This window comes from Desulfuribacillus alkaliarsenatis, from assembly GCF_001730225.1.
Classification (GTDB): domain Bacteria; phylum Bacillota; class Bacilli; order Desulfuribacillales; family Desulfuribacillaceae; genus Desulfuribacillus; species Desulfuribacillus alkaliarsenatis.
The window spans coordinates 60,551-76,591 of sequence record NZ_MIJE01000001.1 but is presented as its reverse complement, the minus strand read 5'-3'; the positions used below and the strand labels follow the sequence as shown (position 1 = coordinate 76,591).

Below are 16,041 nucleotides of genomic sequence, written 5' to 3'. Positions count from 1 at the left end.
GTTAACTTTTCAAAATGATTTACGATTTATCCAAAACTCCTACACTATTTCTACAAACTTTTTCAGTAGAATGCTAAGTAGTTAGAATCAAAATCAAGTGCATAATATGCATTTATAATAAGGAAGGGGTTTATATTATGTCAAAAAACAAAAAACAACAATTTAATGAGGAAAGCCGTAAGAAAGGAACAAACTTAGTAATTGCAGGTTTAATCCTTGTTTTCATAGCAGGATTTGCCGCTTATATGTTTTCAAGCAATCCGTCATCTGCCGAAGATCGCCTGCGATTTGAGCCTGGTAACTTTAATATTGGAACAGCCTATGCATACGAACAAGTGACACCTATGACAGTAATAGATAATGAAATCCAGGGCGAAAATGTTATCATCTCATTATCTGACGTATTAGATGTAGGCTTAGCGGCAACACGTGTTTATGTTGAAAACAATTACAAGGACTATATGCCTTTAACAGCTTTTATTAATCCATCAGGTCAACTTGTAGTTTCCCTTGGTGTTTGTGAACCCTGCCGCTCCGAAACACTGCGTATAGATGGCGAATACTTAATTTGTGAATCTTGCAGAACGGTATGGAGATTAGATAACCTGCAGGGTGTTAATGGTGGTTGTATGGATTATCCACCAGAGGCTATTTATTACGAAGTTGTTGGCGATGATATAGTCATTCCACATGAGCAACTTTCAAGCTGGACTCCAAGGCCACTGTAAATCAGACAAGACTTATTAACAGGTTAACTGAAAGGTGAGACTATGAGACTAGAGCTAATTTCTATCAAGAGTATACTCAGAAGAAAAAAACGTGTGTTTTTCTTACTATTCACTATAATTATGGCTGTAGCTATAGTTAACACGTTATATAAATTGAACGATTCAATGTATCTAGAAATAGGCGATACCTTTGACAAGCTAGGGCCTAATATAATTATCACTTCCTCTGCTAATGATTTAGACCTAGCTTACGGTGGCGTCACTTTACCTTCAGCAAGAAATGAAGGTACACCATTGATTGCCGATGACTTCATGAAGATTTTCTCGATTATGGATGCAGATAGTATTGCTGCCGTCTCACCAAAGCTTTTGGACATTGGGCAAGTTAATAGTGAACGAAGTGCTGTATTATTAGGTGTGTACTTCCAATTCGAAGAATTAATTAAGCCATGGTGGAGCTGGCAAGGACAACTTCCATTTGCAAACGATGAAGTTCTATTAGGGAGTACTATTGCGAAGCAACTAGGCAAGGACATTGGTGAGCAGCTTATTATTGAAGACGAAACATTCTTAATTACAGGAATACTCGATGTAACTGGTACAGATGAAGATCATGTAATCTTTATGCCACTACTTACATTACAAGACTTGAAGGGTCATGGAGAAAACATCTCCTTTATTGAAGTAGCGGCGTTGTGTACTACCTGTCCATTACCTGAAATAATGGAACAAATTCGAGAAGTACTTCCACATGCGAATGTTGTTGCCCTGCAAGAAGCTGTTGAGGTGCGTATTAACACGGTCGAACGCATTCAAGAATTCATGCTCTATGGCTCTGTTATTATTATTGTTATTAGTAGTTTGGTTATTGGTATGGCAATGATGAATTATGTATTCGATAGGAAAGTGGAAATAGGTGTTCTTCGTGCTGTCGGTCTTAGAAGATCCCACGTGTTCGAAGTATTAATGACAGAGGCACTTATCATCGGACTTATCGGTGGATTGGCAGGTTATAGTTTGGGAACTATGTTTGCAAAATATATAACTCCGTATGTCGTAAGCATCCCACTTACGATTGAGTTTAATCTAGCAATCGGTGGCACCTCAATTCTAACAACAATTGTGATTACATTACTAGCTAGCCTGCTACCGATTTATCGTGTTACCAAATTAGATCCTGTTGAAGCACTTCGAATGTAATGATGATAAGCTACAAAATTAATTCTTAACATTAAGGGGGATTTTTCGTGGGATTTATTCAATTAAACAATGTAAATAAAACATACAATTTAAAAGGAACTGCCGTTACAGCTTTGCAAACAACTAATTTAGCAATCGAACAGGGTGAATTCGTGGCACTCATGGGGCCGTCAGGTTCTGGTAAAAGCACCTTACTTACAATCATGGGCACACTAAATCCACCTAGTACAGGAACTTTATTGATTGATGAAATGGACGTTTATGAGCTAAACCAGGAACGTCGCGCTGACTTTCGCTATATGTATACAGGTTTTGTTTTCCAGCAAATGCACCTACTTAACTATCTAACGGCAATTGAGAATGTTATGGTGCCACTAGCTGTTAGTAAATACTCGAGAGCAGAACAATATAAAATGGCAGAAGCCGTGCTTGACCAAGTTGGATTATTGAATAAAAAGAATCGACTTCCGAATGAATTATCTGGTGGAGAACAACAACGTGTTGCGATAGCGCGCGCAATTGTTAATAAACCTCCGATAATATTTGCCGATGAGCCAACTGGAAGCTTAGATACTAAGACGGGAGCAGAAATACTCCATTTATTTAAAGACTTGAACAAGTCTGGACAAACAATCATTATGGTTACCCATAACCCTGAAACCTTGGCTTATGTATCTAGAACAGTCGTAATCAGAGATGGTGTTATTGAGTCAGATACATCCATAACGCAAGGGGTGTAGCTATGCGCTTATATGATATAGCTTATAGAAGCCTTTTACAGAGAAAAGGCAAGTCCGCTTTTCTAATTATTGGACTTAGCCTTGGACTTATAACAATTTTAGCTCTCATGAGTGTTACACAATTCTTAGAAGACTCTATTGATCAGTCTTTACGAGAGCATGGAGCAAAGATATTAGTGTCGCCTAGTTCTGAGGATATTCAACTGACCTATAATGGTATAACCGTCGCTGGTAACCGAATTCAAGAGCATATAGATATATCTATATCAACAATTGACAAAGTACAAACTATTTTAGATGAAAATGCAGACTTATCAGGAACATTAGTACAAAAAACTGTTGATCTTGGTAATGTAAATGGTCAGGATACGATTATTGTTATTACAAATATTGCACAGGAAATTGCAGCTAACCCAAGCTGGGCAATCCGCGGTTTGTCTGCCGACGCTTTACCTAGGGTAATTGTCGGTGAGCAGTTCGCTAATCAAAATGATATTAGCGATGATAACTTGAGCATTAACTACGGATCAACCGTCCTACAATTAGATAATTATCTTGTATTAGAAAACCAAGGTACAGAGGTCGACCGACTAGTGCTGATTGACCGTAGCTTAATCGATGATAGTTTAGCAATCAATGTGATGGATCTCCATGTAAAAGTTGACAATATGGATGGAGTCAACAAGCTTATTACAACTTTAGAAAACCAAGTGCCTGAGGTACAAGCAAATGTTGATTTTGGAACACTCGAAGCACGCAAACAGCTCTTCGAGGAGTTTAAAACCTATACAACCTTTACAATCATCACTATCATAATTGTAGGTTTGTTTTTAATCACGACAACAATGATGTCATCAGTAAACGAACGCATCAATGAGTTTGGAGTAATTAGAACTGCTGGGTACCGCAAGAAACATATTGCTCAGATAGTTCTCACGGAGACATTCTTCCTGTTTGTAGCATCCTTTGTTGTTGCTGTAATCATTGGATTAATCGTCACTAATATTGCTATATACTCGATTTATGGATCTGATTATTATCTATTTATACCAATCGCTACTACCCTTCTCATAGGTGCAGTAGGTGGTATCATTAGTCTAGCTGCAGCGCTATATCCTGCAATGAAGGCAGCAAATCTTGATCCTGTTGAAGCAGTTAAAAAGATATAGGAAGATAGCAGGAGCACAAACCATGTACTCCTGCTGTTTTTATGATATAATTTCTCTTGTGCTTTTATTTATGAGTTAATTTTTATCCTTATCTAGGTGGTGATTTTTTGTGAAAAGAAAAACATCTTTGCTATTACTCCTATTAGTTATAACATTATTACCTACCTCTGTATTAGCAACGACTGAACCAATCGACTTAAATCCTGATTTGGGAACTATAGAATATCCAATTGAGACTGAACCGCTACAGCAGCCTTTAGAACAACCCGAACATGTAAAGGGTAAGGTTATTGCCATTACTGAAGAAATCAAAGGTCAAGATTTTGGTGGCATGCGTGCCGATATTCAAATTTTTGAAGTAGAAATTTTAACTGGCGAGCATAAGGGGACTATTATCGAATCAGAAAATACAATGTTTGGTAATCCTGCCTATGATTTATGGGTTTCCGAAGGCGATCGGGTTTTATTAGTCTTAGAAACTGGTCCTGACGGCAATATCCAAGCATACCTAATGGACTTTTCTAGGGATAGTTATTTATACGCTATTATTGCCCTGTTTATCATTCTTCTCTTAATCGTTGGGCGCTTCCAGGGTGTTAAAGCTGTAATAACACTTGGTTTAACCGTGTTCATAATCGGAATGTTTATGCTTCCACTGTTATTCCAAGGACATAGTCCCGTTCTTTTAGCACTTGTTACAGGCTTTCTTGTCTCAACAATCACCTTTGTTATCATAGGTGGCTTTAGTAGAAAATCCCTAGCTGCCATTCTAGGGACAATTGGCGGTCTTGCTGCCGCTGGCATCTTATCAATTTTAATGACAAATTTAATGAACTTGAACGGACTATCCTCGGATGAAGCACAAATGCTAATGTATATTCCACAGGCTGTTGAATTTGATTTTCGTGGTCTTTTATTAGCTGGAATTTTAATTGGGGCCCTAGGCGCTGTAATGGACGTGAGTATGTCGATAGCGTCTGCAATGGAGGAAATATACAAGAAAAGTAAGCAGTTGAGCTTTAAAGAGCTATATGAGTCAGGCATGAATGTTGGAAAGGATATAATGGGTACAATGTCGAATACCCTAATTCTTGCTTACACTGGTACTTCTATACCTTTACTGTTAGTGTTAATGGCCTATGAGCAACCGTTTATGAAATTGATTAACATGGACTTTTTTGCAACTGAGATTTTAAGGGCACTGTCTGGTAGTATTGGATTAGTATTAGCTATACCAATTACTGCTTTAATAGCTGGTATATTACTAAAAGCAAATGTTAAAGATATCCCAGACAGTACAACCTCTGAATCTCAAAAAAGCTAAACAATATACATTATGCGAGACTCCATTTGAATAAGTCTTGCTTTATAGTAGCCTCTTAAGTTTATGGAGTGCACAATTCAAGCCAATGATTTGACCAGCAATGAATTTTTTTCCGATTTCCGTTTCTCTGCTGATGTCATATTCAACGGCTTTTTCTTTTAACTCCAGCTCAATTTCATGCAGTATTTGCTTTAATTCTTGCGGATCAATTACCTTCATGTCTTTTCACACTCCTTATAGTTACTGATAAATCGTAGATACTATATCCTATGCATCTTGCTCATTCTAGGTTAGTAATAACAAGCTACGTGAAAATGTATGATTACTCCCTAAATTTACATACTAATTATAAGGAGGGATAAATTCATGCGTTACAATCTTGATTATAAGAAAAACCTTGGAGACACTGACCGTATCATCCGATTCGTACTGGGTGTTTTCCTATTAGCCCTTTTCTACGATCGTAGAATTGCTGGCACTAAAGGATTCTGGCTAGCGATAATTGGCGCCTCTCAGGTTGTGGAAGGAATACTAGGCTACTGAATTTTTTACGATTTTATGGGTTGGTCAACCCGCGATAAAGAATACATAACATATAGCAGACGTTTTTAACGTTACACAGAAAGACTGACTCATTTTTAACCTAAATGTGTCAGCCTTTTTTTATTGTCTTACAAATTAACTTACATTTTGATGTCAGTAGTCAGGCTAAAATCACCTCTTGATTATTAGACAATCTCCTGTCTCTAGTTCGAGAATATCTGCTAGAAATGCCCTTGAAATGGCAAAAGATAACCGTTGTAGCTCTTCTTTATCCTTTGCTAATAATGATAGTTGATTACCACCTAGATAGCGATTTTTATCAGTAGTTATGTAGGCAAGTATACCCTTTACATCACCATTATCACTCATTAGCTCGAACCTCCTTGTTTAACATCCATTAGCTCAGGGGACTTTTTCACCGTTTCTAATAGTGGTGTTAATAAGATTGTCTCCTTCAACAATTCAGTGCTATGGATGATAGGCACTAATGCAATTACAACCTTACCATCGCCTGGGTTCTGGAAGCTATAAATTCTTTGTCCCATCCTTCTAGTTACTTCAAAGAGTATTGCCTGTCTTTGTCCTGGATTTTCTAGTGTTATCCTGAAATGTTCTTTGTTCGGATGTATTACGGCAGCTATACCTTCCTCTTGAAACCATTGCTTACCCTGCTCATTACCTAATAGGTTTGTAATAAACATATCATCTACATAAAGCTCTGAACCACGAATATCAATTTTACCAACGGTTACCGTTGCAATGTCCCGTACACTTTGGCGTTTAGTAAAATGCTTGAGGGCATAAAAAATAGTGAAACCAACAGCTGCGCCCGCAGCAATCTCTAACCAGGTGTCTACAGGACGAAACTCCCGCAGTAATTGAATAGTAAGTGCTGTGCTAAAGGAAACAATTAGTGCTACATAATTTCGCGACTCGAAGATTTTAGCTATGCCATCGATATAAGCCTTGCCCCGTTCAGCAAACTCATTACCTTCTAAGTCTAATAGGCTTTCACGCTCAATTTTACGCACTTCACGGAATTGCTGAATCGCTAGACCCAGGAATGTTACAGCTGTAAAATTCTCAGTCATCAACGTAGGTATAATAAATGCACCTAACGCCGCCGCTAATGCACCTGTTACGATATGAATTAAGTAGCCATTAGGATAGTTTGGGTACTGTCTATAATCTAGTTTGATTGACAGGATGCGCGCAATTGTACCAACTAAGGTAGCTGTTAAAATTAATATTAAAACCTCTGGTGATATGATATCGTTGTTATTTTCCATCGCCATAACTCCCATCAAAGCATTAAAAGTTGAAGTTTTCTTAATGCTTTTAGAATATGTTGGATGGAAGTTTTTATACAAAAAAGACAAGACCTAGCTGTAACTCAGTCCTGTCTAATCGTATTATATTTTGTTTTTTCATATAGCATATTTTTAGTCATACATAAATTCAACGTTATATCCACGTAATGTTTCCAAATCATCCGTGTAAAGTACTATAAACAGATTATCTTGTTCAAATCTATGGGCATCATTCTCAGCAACACTAAAGCCGTTATCTTGCAATATTGTCACTACATCTACCAATGCATCTCCTACAGTGAAATCAAATAACGAGTGAGTAGCATTGTATGTAGTTATCCGACGGACTTTATTAGTATTCCCATCGAAACCTATGTTCAATTCTAATTGCTCATAGTCATAATTATAGCCATGTATGCATCTACGGTATTCACCTTGATAGCCTATTAAGCTTTCTACGTCTTTATTTGTTTGTAATAGTTGGATTCCTTCTACGTCGATACTAGCATTTACCTCTTTCACTGCTGTCGTTTCTAAATTAGCTGAACACGCAACTAACAAAAAAGAAACAACGATTAGTATCCAGCATCTTGCCATGCTTTAATACCACCTGGATGACGATATACATTTTCATATCCTAGAGAAACTGCATATGCTGCTCCTGCGTCACTTCTCGTGCAAGCTACAAATCCGCAGTAAACAACAATCTTCTTACTCTTATCATCACCTAACAATGCGGCAAATGCTTCTTTTTGTGCTGGTGTAGCATCATCCATAGTACCTATTGGCATTTCAGCGTTTACAGCCCCTGGGATACGGGTGTTTTGATGGAAGCTTGCTGGCATAGTATCAATAATCAATACGTTCTCTCCAGCATCAATCCATTGCTTTAATGTCTGAGTATCTACTAATTCATAACCTCCGGCTTGCTGTTGTTTCATTAAATTTATTGACGCTCTTTCAATGTTGATTTCGTTACCATCGGGTGCTGTTCCAATCCCTCCGCCTGAAACATAGCCATTGGTAAAGAAACCGATACCAAACCCTGCAACTAACATAGCTGCAATAATAATTCCTACTACTAATTTGTTTTGCATGCTTAAACCCCCAAAATATAAGTATAGATTGCGAGTTAATTATAGCACGCTTGGAATTCTACTAACATAATCATGCCAAAAAGTATTCCTAATGCAATTATTTAGTAAAATAAGGAAAGAAATAGGTTTACTTTGATTAGTATCCGTTTGTTTGGAACAATTTCTTAGTACATTAATTAACTTACATCATGCTAGTTATCAGGCTAACGAATGGTATTGTTAATAAGCAAGCCAATGTAGTAACGAAAATTATCTCTGTAGCATATTGATCATCTGACTGATACACAGTAGCTAGCATAGCAATAGTAGTCATCGAAGGTAGGCCAATAATAATCGCTAAAATAGACCTTGGAATATCCTCCATAAAAAATCCTAGAAAGTAGAATGCTGTTACAGGTACGACTAACAGTTTAAATACTACCAATACGAAAATGCTAGGCTTTTTCATGATATTGTTAACTGATAAATACGCTAGCATCCCACCTATGTACATCAGAGCCAAATACGGTGTTGCATTACCAATCCCAGCAACTGCATCCTGCAGTGGACTAGGAACAGGAATATTAAAGAATACAAATACCATACCTAGTATCAACGATATTGTCATCGGATTTATAATGTTCTTTAAGGCGCTTAATTTATCGACATCATCCCTATGTCGACTACATAAATAAACACCAAAGGTCCAGAGTAATGTAATATCGATAAAGGCAAACACCGTAATACTTACAGGAACTACAGGGTCGTCAAAAACTCCTTGGATTAGCGGTATTCCCATAAAACCTACATTGCCAAAGGTCATAAGTGCTATAAAAATATTTGCCTGCTTTCCCTCTAGTTTTAGCAACTTACTTAGAGCTAAGCCAGTAATTATTAGCAAGGCAAAACCCAGCATTGCCCCTAGTATGAATCGTCCACTGATTAGAAAATCCGCTGTCGTTACTCCGCTTAGGGCAACAATACTAAAAATCATTGCAGGTAAAATAACCTTCACTATCAACCGAGATAGTGAAGCTAAGGCTTCTTTTGTTAAGACTTCTGCTTTAGCTGCTGCATATCCAATTGCCATTAAGATTGCAAAAATTATTATTTGATTGATTAAAATAGCTATCTGCTCACCCAGCTGTAATCACCCTTCTATCACTATTGTTGTAATCTAGTTAGTATATTATATCAATTGAGTCTATTAATTCCATCCATATCCCACAAAGGAATACCTAACATATTAGCAGCCAGAGGGCATATATCAGTAATACAGCCTCCTGACAAAGCTTCACCTTGCTGTATTCCTTTGCCTACCGCAAGGTAGAACGGAGTATACCCTGCCCGCTCCAACGCATAGCCATGCTGCGCCTTATATCCAGGTTTGCCAAAGTAATACCCGTCAGTTGCTTCTATACCAACCATATACTCCTTATCCATGCCACTAACCTGCATTTCCTCATTCGTTAGCTTCCTTGCGACATAAGGTTCTTTAAGAAATAAATCAATTGCTTGCCTTACACCGTGTTCTGCTTTAGGGTTATACAGCTTTAGAAATGTTGTTCCTCCAGCATTATGGAAGTAGGCATCATAGCGATTAAGCTTGTCCTTCGTTTGCTGTATGATGCCTTGTTCTATTAGAAAATTGTTTGGATTAATTCCCGTATGTACAGGCAATGAGTCATGATCACTAAAGATAATGATGCTTGTTTTATCTGACGTTCCAGACTTCTCTAAAGCGTCCATGAGAATGCCAAGACGCTCATCCTGTCTATGTAATGATTCTAGCGTTTGTTCACTATTTATGCCATACCTATGCTTTTGCATATCCGTATCTATAAGATGTAGTGCAAGCAGATTTGGCTTATAGCGTACTAGTCCGTCTGCTGCTACAGCTGTAGTCAAATCATCAAGGGCAGGCTGTCCAATGCCTTTGATATATTTTCGAAAACGCAGAAGATTCGAAATCAGGTAACGAGCGCTCCCATGCCGTAGCATGATATACGCACGTTTTAAGGGATTCATCTCGCCTGCAATCTCTAGTATATTGTAATCTATTTTCGCTGAACCAGTTACAGGGTAGAGAATCGAGCATGTTGTTAAGCCCTGCTCCTTTGCCTTATGAAATAATGTTGGGACTTTTATATCGCCTGTGTGATAACGCCATTTGGCCGACTTTCTCTCTGGTAGAAGTAGGGTATTATCGATGACACCATGCTTGTTTGGGTGTGTACCAGTGATAATCGACGTGTGAGCCGGATATGTATTTGAAATCAGAACTGATTTGACATCTCGAACCAAGGTGCCTTTTTTACGAAGCTTTGAAAAGTTCGGTAGCTCTTGTAATATTTCCAAATCATCGCTTGAAACTGCATCCAATGATATCATTAGCAATCTACGTTCAGTCCCCATAAAAATTCTCCTTATAGTCATTCTTGAAATATTCCATCTGAACTAAGTTTTCTTTACTAAGTTTTCTTTACTAAATTTTCTTTATAATCACTAACACAACTAGTATATCAGCAATAACATGATTCTACCATTTATGTGGATGATAATGTGGGCTTTGCCAGCATTATAAAAGCGCCTAAAACGGCGCCTATATAATTTATTATAGCTTAGTTTATGTTACTGTTTAGTCTTATCTAAAGGATTTAAGATATCAAAGCGTTTATTACTAAGTGGGATTGGTGACCTGAATAATAGCTCTTTAAAAGCTTTAGCATTAAAAGGTATTAATGGCCATAAATATGGCGTATTTAATGTCTTTGTTGATGCAAGCATAACAAACCATAGCAGTATAGCAACTATAAAGCCCCAAATACCAAATATTGCAGCGGCAATTAGAAATAGCACGCGAAAAATACGATTGGCCAAACTAAACTCATAGCTCGGAGTTGCAAACGTTCCCATGGCAGCAACGGCAGCATATAAGACCACTTCACTAGTAAATATTCCTACTTCGATGGCTATTTCTCCGATAAGTAAAGCAGCAACCAAACCTAGTGCTGTAGCTAAGGCATTCGGTGTATGTATAGCCGCCATACGCACGATTTCAATACCTACTTCTGCAATTAGAAACTGCCAAAACAGCGGAATCTCTCCTGCATTTTCTACCCCTATGAAGTCTAACCAGTCTGGAAGTAGCTGCTGATTGGTTGCAAGCACATACCATAGTGGCAGTAGAAATAAGGATGCCGCAATCGCTGCAAATCTTACCCACCTTAAAAAAGCACCAATTACTGGTTTTTGTCTATATTCTTCAGCATGCTGTACATGATGCCAAAAAGTTGCAGGGCATATCATAACACTTGGACTGCCATCTACAATAATTAGTACATGTCCCTCCATCAAATGTACAGCACTAGTGTCTGCTCGTTCAGTATAACGTACCATAGGATACGGATTTAGATGTCGTCCGAAAATAAATTCTTCCAGTGTTTTCTCACCCATAGCTAGACCATCTATACTTATTTTTTCTATTTCTTTCTTTAAACGTTTGACTAACTCGGGATCGGCGATAGAGTCGATATAGGCTAAGGCTATATCGTTCTTAGAGCGCTTACCAACTTGCATGTATTCCATAATTAGAGATCTATCTCTAATTCTTCTACGAATCAAAGCACAGTTAAAGACAATCGTCTCTACGAATCCGTCTCGAGGTCCACGTACAACCCGCTCAATGTCAGGTTCTTCTGGGGAACGTATTGGGTATTCACGAATGTCTATTAGCAGTGCTTCTTCACAACCTTCAACTATAAGCGCCGCTTGTCCAGCTAGTGTCTGTGAAATTATTTCTTCAAGATCTTCAGTCGTTTCTATCTCTATATGAGGAATAAATGTCTGTGATAGTTTCTTAATTGTGTCATGCTCAATATCTTCAGGCTTTAAGTGTTCTAATTCACGCATTATAAAAAGCATGACATCATCTTTCGCAAACCCATCAATGAAGAACATGCCTATCTTCCTACCTGCATGCTCCATCTTATGGTGTATGACATCGAAGTTTTTTTCAATGCGTAGCTCGTTGATTAGATAATCAATATTTGCGCTAAAACTCTTGTCTAATGGTACTTGGGTAGTTGGTTTCCCCATAATCAGTAGCCTCGTTTCTCTCTAGAATGTGCTATTATTATGGGGCATTTTACTGCTATTTATGCTAAATTCTCTGAGCCTAAGCCGTTAAAATGAAATATGCAAAACTCGAATCCCAGTAAGAGATTCGAGTCTTAAAATTTCAAACAATTTTTAAATTCATCTTAGTACGAATATATACCTCTATTTATACCATCCATGATTGCAGAGAAAATTTTATTGCCACGAATTGTTGCTCCTGTAGCTCCATCTATATCGTCTACAAAATCACCTGTATTGTGTAAATCAAATATCGCTGAAACTGGTTTTCCTACAAGGTACTCAATCGCCTGTCTGTATTGTGTATCCCATGCCTTCACAGCATCAGGAGCATCTTGTGGAAGCGAACGATAGTTAGTTCCACCGTATTGTAGCTCTCTAAATGAAACTGCTGTGAAAACACCATCTGCAATGTCAAACTGTACTCCTACTTGCTCAACGTTACGGTCTGTGTAAATACCGCGATAACGTCCATCTTCAAGTTCTGGTAATTCAGTGCTAAAGCCGTTCGCTGGAGAGTATAATCCTCTATTTAAACCGTCTTTAATTGCAGAGAATATTTTGTTGCCACGGATTGTTGCTCCTGTAGCTCCATCTATATCGTCTACAAAATCACCTGTATTGTGTAAATCAAATATCGCTGAAACTGGTTTTCCTACAAGGTACTCAATCGCCTGTCTATATTGCGCATCCCATGCCCTCACAACATCTGGAGCATCTTCTGGAAGCGAACGATAGTTAGTTCCACCGTATTGTAGCTCTCTAAATGAAACTGCTGTGAAAACACCATCTGCAATGTCAAACTGCACTCCTACTTGTTCAAGACCGCGATCATAATATACGCCTCTGTATCGTCCATCGTCGTAGTCAGGTAAACCCGTGCTAAAACCGTTAGCCGGTGAGTATAAACCTCTGTTCAGACCATCTTGAATTGCCGATGCAATTTTGTTACCACGGATTGTAGCACCTGTTGCCCCATCAATATCTTCTACGAAGTCACTTGTGTTGTATAAATCCTTAAATGCCTCTAAAGGCTTACCTACTAGATACTCAATCGCTTGTCTGTACTGAGTGTCCCATGCAGCAATCAATGGATCAACATCTTCTGGAAGCGAGCGATAGCTAATCCCACCATAAGCTAACTCTCTAAATGAAACCGCTGTAAAAACACCGTCTGCAATGTCAAACTGCACTCCTATTTGTTCAACACCACGATCAGCATAAGTACCTCTGTATCGTCCATCATCATACTTTGCTGCTTCTTCAACTGGCTCTTCAATAGCTGGTTCTTCAACTACTGGCGCTTCACCTTCATCAACTGGGTCTTGATCTACGACGTCATCACACCCAGTAAGTGTTAAGGCTAGAACAAGAGCCATCATCATTAATAATAATGATAATTTTTTCATTACTTTACTCCCCCTATTATAATTATTCACTTCAATATCAAGGATATCATGATTGTGAATAAATTATAAAGGTGGCATCTGTCCCGTACACTAGGTACATTTGTCCCTGAGGTTGTACTAATTTGTGTTGTTTGCCCGTTTTTGTCTAATCCAAAAACTAGCTGCTTCTGTGCGGTTTGTAACATTTATTTTTTTGAAAATTTTACTTATATAATTGCGGACTGTTTTATCTGAAACGCCCAGACTGCTAGCTATCTCTTTGTTTACTTTGCCCATAGTTAGCATGTCAAGTATCACAATCTCTTTGTCAGTAAGATTGAATTCAGCCCTTTGATCCTTTTCTGCAATTTTCAAGCTATTAAACACATCATCTGTAACTGATGAATCTAGCACAGACTTACCTTTAGATACAGCACGAATTGTTGAGACTAGTTCATCCCCTTCAATGTCCTTCAGTAAGTATGCATCTGCCCCCGCTCTAATAGCACCAACAATTACGTCTTCTGTGGCAAAAGCAGTAAGGATAATTATCTTTATATTTGGATGAGTATTTTTGATATTTAAGCAGCCTGTTATTCCATCACCGTCAGGAAGTTTATAATCTAGTAGAACTATGTCTGGCTTATGCTCTCCTACAATATCTAAAGCTTCCTTAAGCGTGCCTGCTTCACCACATACTGTAATCTCGTCATTTGAATCTAAAAACATCTTCAAGCCTTTCCTGACAACACTATGATCATCAACTATAAATACTTTAATCGGATTTTTCATCATTCCCACGCTCCCACGGCATTATAATCTCAACTTCTGTTCCAGGATTACGTTCTTGAATAGTTAGCTTTGCACCGATATCCTCTGCTCGCTTATACATCGATTTCATACCGAGGTGCATTACGGGATTAATGTGGTCCAATTGAAGACCCACACCATCGTCTATTATTTTAAACTCTAGCTTATCACTATATACTTTCATAGCTACTCTAATGATTGAGCCTTTTGAATGCTTAGCAGCATTATTAATAGCTTCTTGAATAATGTAATAAATATTCGTTGAGGATTTCGTAGATAGGTTCCCTTCAGCAAGTGAGTCAGCATCTTCAAGAGCTACCGCAATCGCTACACCAGAGTTATTATTATAAGTTTCTACTAGTGTGCGCACCTTGCTTTTCAGTTCCCTTAGTTCGACCTGTTCAAATGTCGTTTGTGATATGAACTCCCTAGTTTTCTTAATTGCATCGCCTAAATCAGCTTTAACTTCATGCAAAATCTCTGCCTTTTCCTGATCTTCCATCTTACTACTTGCCTTATTACTAAGTAAGAATTGAATCTTCAAAGTAGCTGCATACATGTTCTGAATAATGCTATCATGTACTTCTAAACCAAGCTTTTTTCGTTCCTCGTTTGCTATCCTTTGCTGTTCAAGCTTTTTCAGCTTTTCTTTTTGTTCCCAATCAAAGGTACTTATAACATCAATTAGTAGGTAATTAATTGCGATACCAATGAATATCTTTAGAAACTGAATTGGAAACCCAAACAGTTCAATAAATAGGGTGTTGTTGATTACGCTAGCTGGAAAGAAATCCATTTTCCGAACGAATAGGCCATCGACAATCCCATAACAAAAAAAGATTGTAGCGAGTCGTTTGTATTTTATTTGTATTAAAAAAAGCTTTTTCTTTGCTAATGAAACTGCTTGCAAATATAATGCCCACGCTGTAATCATTGCTCCAGGTAAACCCATAAAATACCGTAACAAGACTACGTTAAACTCTGGGCTATCAAGATGGTAGAATGCCCCATTTTTAACTACTAACCAAATTATGCCTGCGCACCATACGAGAAAGATAACTATCGGTAACAGTTTTACATACTTTAGATATGTCTCTACCTTTCGCACGAGCAAACTTAATCCAAAATACATTAAAAATACAAAGGAAACTGCCTTCAGTGTTTGCTTTATATAAAACATGTACAAGTAGTATTCGTCATAAAGACCAGTAATCACAACCATTGTAACCCATTCAGATAAGCCATGGGTCACACCAAAGGCCCCAAGGTATTTTAATGATCTCACTAAAGGTATGTGGTTGACATCTTTATCCTTTTTGTAGCTGGCGTAAATCCCCATAGCTACGAAAACCAAGCCGTAAATTAAGTATAAAAAAAAGTATTCCCGTTCCATGACGTTCCCCTTTTAGAGCATATTAGCTTAGCGTGAATAATCCCGTAATTAATAAACCAAGACTAAGCACCATAATTACATCCAGCTTTGAAACTGACAATTTATATGAAAACAATTCTTCATTTTCAATTTGCTTTACATACTCTTCAATTCTGCCAAGTCTTTGGAATGAATCTACAATAAATGAAACTAGTATTTCACTAATACCTCGCAGCCACAAACA

General features: G+C 37.9%; 18 protein-coding genes. 6 read left to right on the top strand and 12 right to left on the bottom strand.

All coding sequences use genetic code 11. From position 1 onward, the window contains the following. The first annotated feature begins 137 nt into the window (after positions 1-137). The 5 genes from BHF68_RS00375 (at position 138) to BHF68_RS00355 (ending at position 5,161) form a co-directional block, all read left to right on the top strand. A complete protein-coding gene (locus BHF68_RS00375; RefSeq protein WP_069641673.1) occupies positions 138-728 on the top strand; it encodes a Fe-S-containing protein in 591 nt (196 codons plus the stop codon). Between the two features lie 42 nt (positions 729-770). Continuing rightward, positions 771-1,928 (top strand): ABC transporter permease, encoded by a 1,158-nt coding sequence (locus tag BHF68_RS00370; protein ID WP_069641672.1) that lies wholly within the window; start codon positions 771-773, stop codon positions 1,926-1,928. Between the two features lie 47 nt (positions 1,929-1,975). Then, positions 1,976-2,668 (top strand): ABC transporter ATP-binding protein, encoded by a 693-nt coding sequence (locus tag BHF68_RS00365; protein WP_069641671.1) that lies wholly within the window; start codon positions 1,976-1,978, stop codon positions 2,666-2,668. Between the two features lie 2 nt (positions 2,669-2,670). Next, positions 2,671-3,837: an ABC transporter permease gene (locus BHF68_RS00360; RefSeq protein ID WP_069641670.1), complete on the top strand. Its 1,167-nt coding sequence runs from the start codon at positions 2,671-2,673 to the stop codon at positions 3,835-3,837. A gap of 109 nt (positions 3,838-3,946) precedes the next feature. Beyond that, positions 3,947-5,161 carry a YibE/F family protein gene (locus BHF68_RS00355; RefSeq protein WP_069641669.1) on the top strand — a complete coding sequence of 405 codons (1,215 nt, stop codon included), beginning with the start codon at positions 3,947-3,949 and terminating at the stop codon, positions 5,159-5,161. Between the two features lie 42 nt (positions 5,162-5,203). Here the strand turns inward: BHF68_RS00355 and BHF68_RS15280 are convergent, their stop codons facing one another. Next, a complete protein-coding gene (locus BHF68_RS15280; RefSeq protein ID WP_176719850.1) occupies positions 5,204-5,380 on the bottom strand; it encodes a hypothetical protein in 177 nt (58 codons plus the stop codon). A gap of 147 nt (positions 5,381-5,527) precedes the next feature. On the opposite strand from BHF68_RS15280, the gene BHF68_RS14980 reads away from it, so the two are divergent. Continuing rightward, positions 5,528-5,704: a YgaP family membrane protein gene (locus tag BHF68_RS14980; protein WP_084019091.1), complete on the top strand. Its 177-nt coding sequence runs from the start codon at positions 5,528-5,530 to the stop codon at positions 5,702-5,704. A gap of 171 nt (positions 5,705-5,875) precedes the next feature. On the opposite strand, the gene BHF68_RS00350 is transcribed toward BHF68_RS14980, so the two are convergent. The 11 genes from BHF68_RS00350 to BHF68_RS00300 form a co-directional block, all read right to left on the bottom strand. Further along, positions 5,876-6,073, bottom strand: a complete 198-nt coding sequence (locus BHF68_RS00350) for a capping complex subunit for YIEGIA (protein WP_069641668.1) — start codon at positions 6,071-6,073, stop codon at positions 5,876-5,878. Next, complete coding sequence (locus tag BHF68_RS00345) at positions 6,073-6,993, bottom strand: YIEGIA domain-containing protein (protein WP_069641667.1); 921 nt, start codon at positions 6,991-6,993, stop codon at positions 6,073-6,075. The genes BHF68_RS00350 and BHF68_RS00345 overlap by 1 nt, the downstream gene beginning before the upstream one ends. Before the next feature lie 153 nt (positions 6,994-7,146). Next, positions 7,147-7,611 carry a hypothetical protein gene (locus BHF68_RS00340; protein WP_069641666.1) on the bottom strand — a complete coding sequence of 155 codons (465 nt, stop codon included), beginning with the start codon at positions 7,609-7,611 and terminating at the stop codon, positions 7,147-7,149. Then, positions 7,590-8,111 carry a rhodanese-like domain-containing protein gene (locus tag BHF68_RS00335; protein WP_069641665.1) on the bottom strand — a complete coding sequence of 174 codons (522 nt, stop codon included), beginning with the start codon at positions 8,109-8,111 and terminating at the stop codon, positions 7,590-7,592. Before BHF68_RS00335 ends, BHF68_RS00340 begins: the two co-directional genes overlap by 22 nt. 181 nt (positions 8,112-8,292) lie before the next feature. Further along, complete coding sequence (locus BHF68_RS00330; RefSeq protein ID WP_367114260.1) at positions 8,293-9,198, bottom strand: AEC family transporter; 906 nt, start codon at positions 9,196-9,198, stop codon at positions 8,293-8,295. 86 nt (positions 9,199-9,284) lie between these two features. Then, positions 9,285-10,505, bottom strand: a complete 1,221-nt coding sequence (locus BHF68_RS00325) for an alkaline phosphatase family protein (RefSeq protein ID WP_069641663.1) — start codon at positions 10,503-10,505, stop codon at positions 9,285-9,287. A 216-nt stretch (positions 10,506-10,721) separates the two neighbouring features. Beyond that, positions 10,722-12,188, bottom strand: a complete 1,467-nt coding sequence (locus tag BHF68_RS00320) for a spore germination protein (RefSeq protein ID WP_069641662.1) — start codon at positions 12,186-12,188, stop codon at positions 10,722-10,724. Positions 12,189-12,352: 164 nt separating this feature from the next. Further along, positions 12,353-13,636 (bottom strand): hypothetical protein, encoded by a 1,284-nt coding sequence (locus tag BHF68_RS00315; RefSeq protein ID WP_069641661.1) that lies wholly within the window; start codon positions 13,634-13,636, stop codon positions 12,353-12,355. 117 nt (positions 13,637-13,753) lie between these two features. Beyond that, entirely contained in the window at positions 13,754-14,410 is a 657-nt protein-coding gene (locus BHF68_RS00310; RefSeq protein WP_084019088.1) for a response regulator, read from the bottom strand. Then, positions 14,391-15,818: a sensor histidine kinase gene (locus tag BHF68_RS00305; RefSeq protein ID WP_069641659.1), complete on the bottom strand. Its 1,428-nt coding sequence runs from the start codon at positions 15,816-15,818 to the stop codon at positions 14,391-14,393. The genes BHF68_RS00310 and BHF68_RS00305 overlap by 20 nt, the downstream gene beginning before the upstream one ends. Positions 15,819-15,840: 22 nt before the next feature. Beyond that, positions 15,841-16,038 carry a hypothetical protein gene (locus tag BHF68_RS00300; RefSeq protein ID WP_069641658.1) on the bottom strand — a complete coding sequence of 66 codons (198 nt, stop codon included), beginning with the start codon at positions 16,036-16,038 and terminating at the stop codon, positions 15,841-15,843. Between the last annotated feature and the right edge of the window lie 3 nt (positions 16,039-16,041).

Excerpts from the sequence above, each read along its gene's own strand:
- BHF68_RS00305 (WP_069641659.1), bottom strand. The coding sequence starts at position 15,818 with ATGGAACGGGAATACTTTTTTTTATACTTAATTTACGGCTTGGTTTTC.
- BHF68_RS00350 (WP_069641668.1), bottom strand. The coding sequence starts at position 6,073 with ATGAGTGATAATGGTGATGTAAAGGGTATACTTGCCTACATAACTACT.
- BHF68_RS00335 (WP_069641665.1), bottom strand. The coding sequence starts at position 8,111 with ATGCAAAACAAATTAGTAGTAGGAATTATTATTGCAGCTATGTTAGTT.
- BHF68_RS00315 (WP_069641661.1), bottom strand. The coding sequence starts at position 13,636 with ATGAAAAAATTATCATTATTATTAATGATGATGGCTCTTGTTCTAGCC.
- BHF68_RS00310 (WP_084019088.1), bottom strand. The coding sequence starts at position 14,410 with ATGATGAAAAATCCGATTAAAGTATTTATAGTTGATGATCATAGTGTT.
- BHF68_RS00360 (WP_069641670.1), top strand. The coding sequence starts at position 2,671 with ATGCGCTTATATGATATAGCTTATAGAAGCCTTTTACAGAGAAAAGGC.
- BHF68_RS15280 (WP_176719850.1), bottom strand. The coding sequence starts at position 5,380 with ATGAAGGTAATTGATCCGCAAGAATTAAAGCAAATACTGCATGAAATT.
- BHF68_RS00325 (WP_069641663.1), bottom strand. The coding sequence starts at position 10,505 with ATGGGGACTGAACGTAGATTGCTAATGATATCATTGGATGCAGTTTCA.
- BHF68_RS00375 (WP_069641673.1), top strand. The coding sequence starts at position 138 with ATGTCAAAAAACAAAAAACAACAATTTAATGAGGAAAGCCGTAAGAAA.
- BHF68_RS00320 (WP_069641662.1), bottom strand. The coding sequence starts at position 12,188 with ATGGGGAAACCAACTACCCAAGTACCATTAGACAAGAGTTTTAGCGCA.
- BHF68_RS00370 (WP_069641672.1), top strand. The coding sequence starts at position 771 with ATGAGACTAGAGCTAATTTCTATCAAGAGTATACTCAGAAGAAAAAAA.
- BHF68_RS00345 (WP_069641667.1), bottom strand. The coding sequence starts at position 6,993 with ATGGAAAATAACAACGATATCATATCACCAGAGGTTTTAATATTAATT.
- BHF68_RS00340 (WP_069641666.1), bottom strand. The coding sequence starts at position 7,611 with ATGGCAAGATGCTGGATACTAATCGTTGTTTCTTTTTTGTTAGTTGCG.
- BHF68_RS14980 (WP_084019091.1), top strand. The coding sequence starts at position 5,528 with ATGCGTTACAATCTTGATTATAAGAAAAACCTTGGAGACACTGACCGT.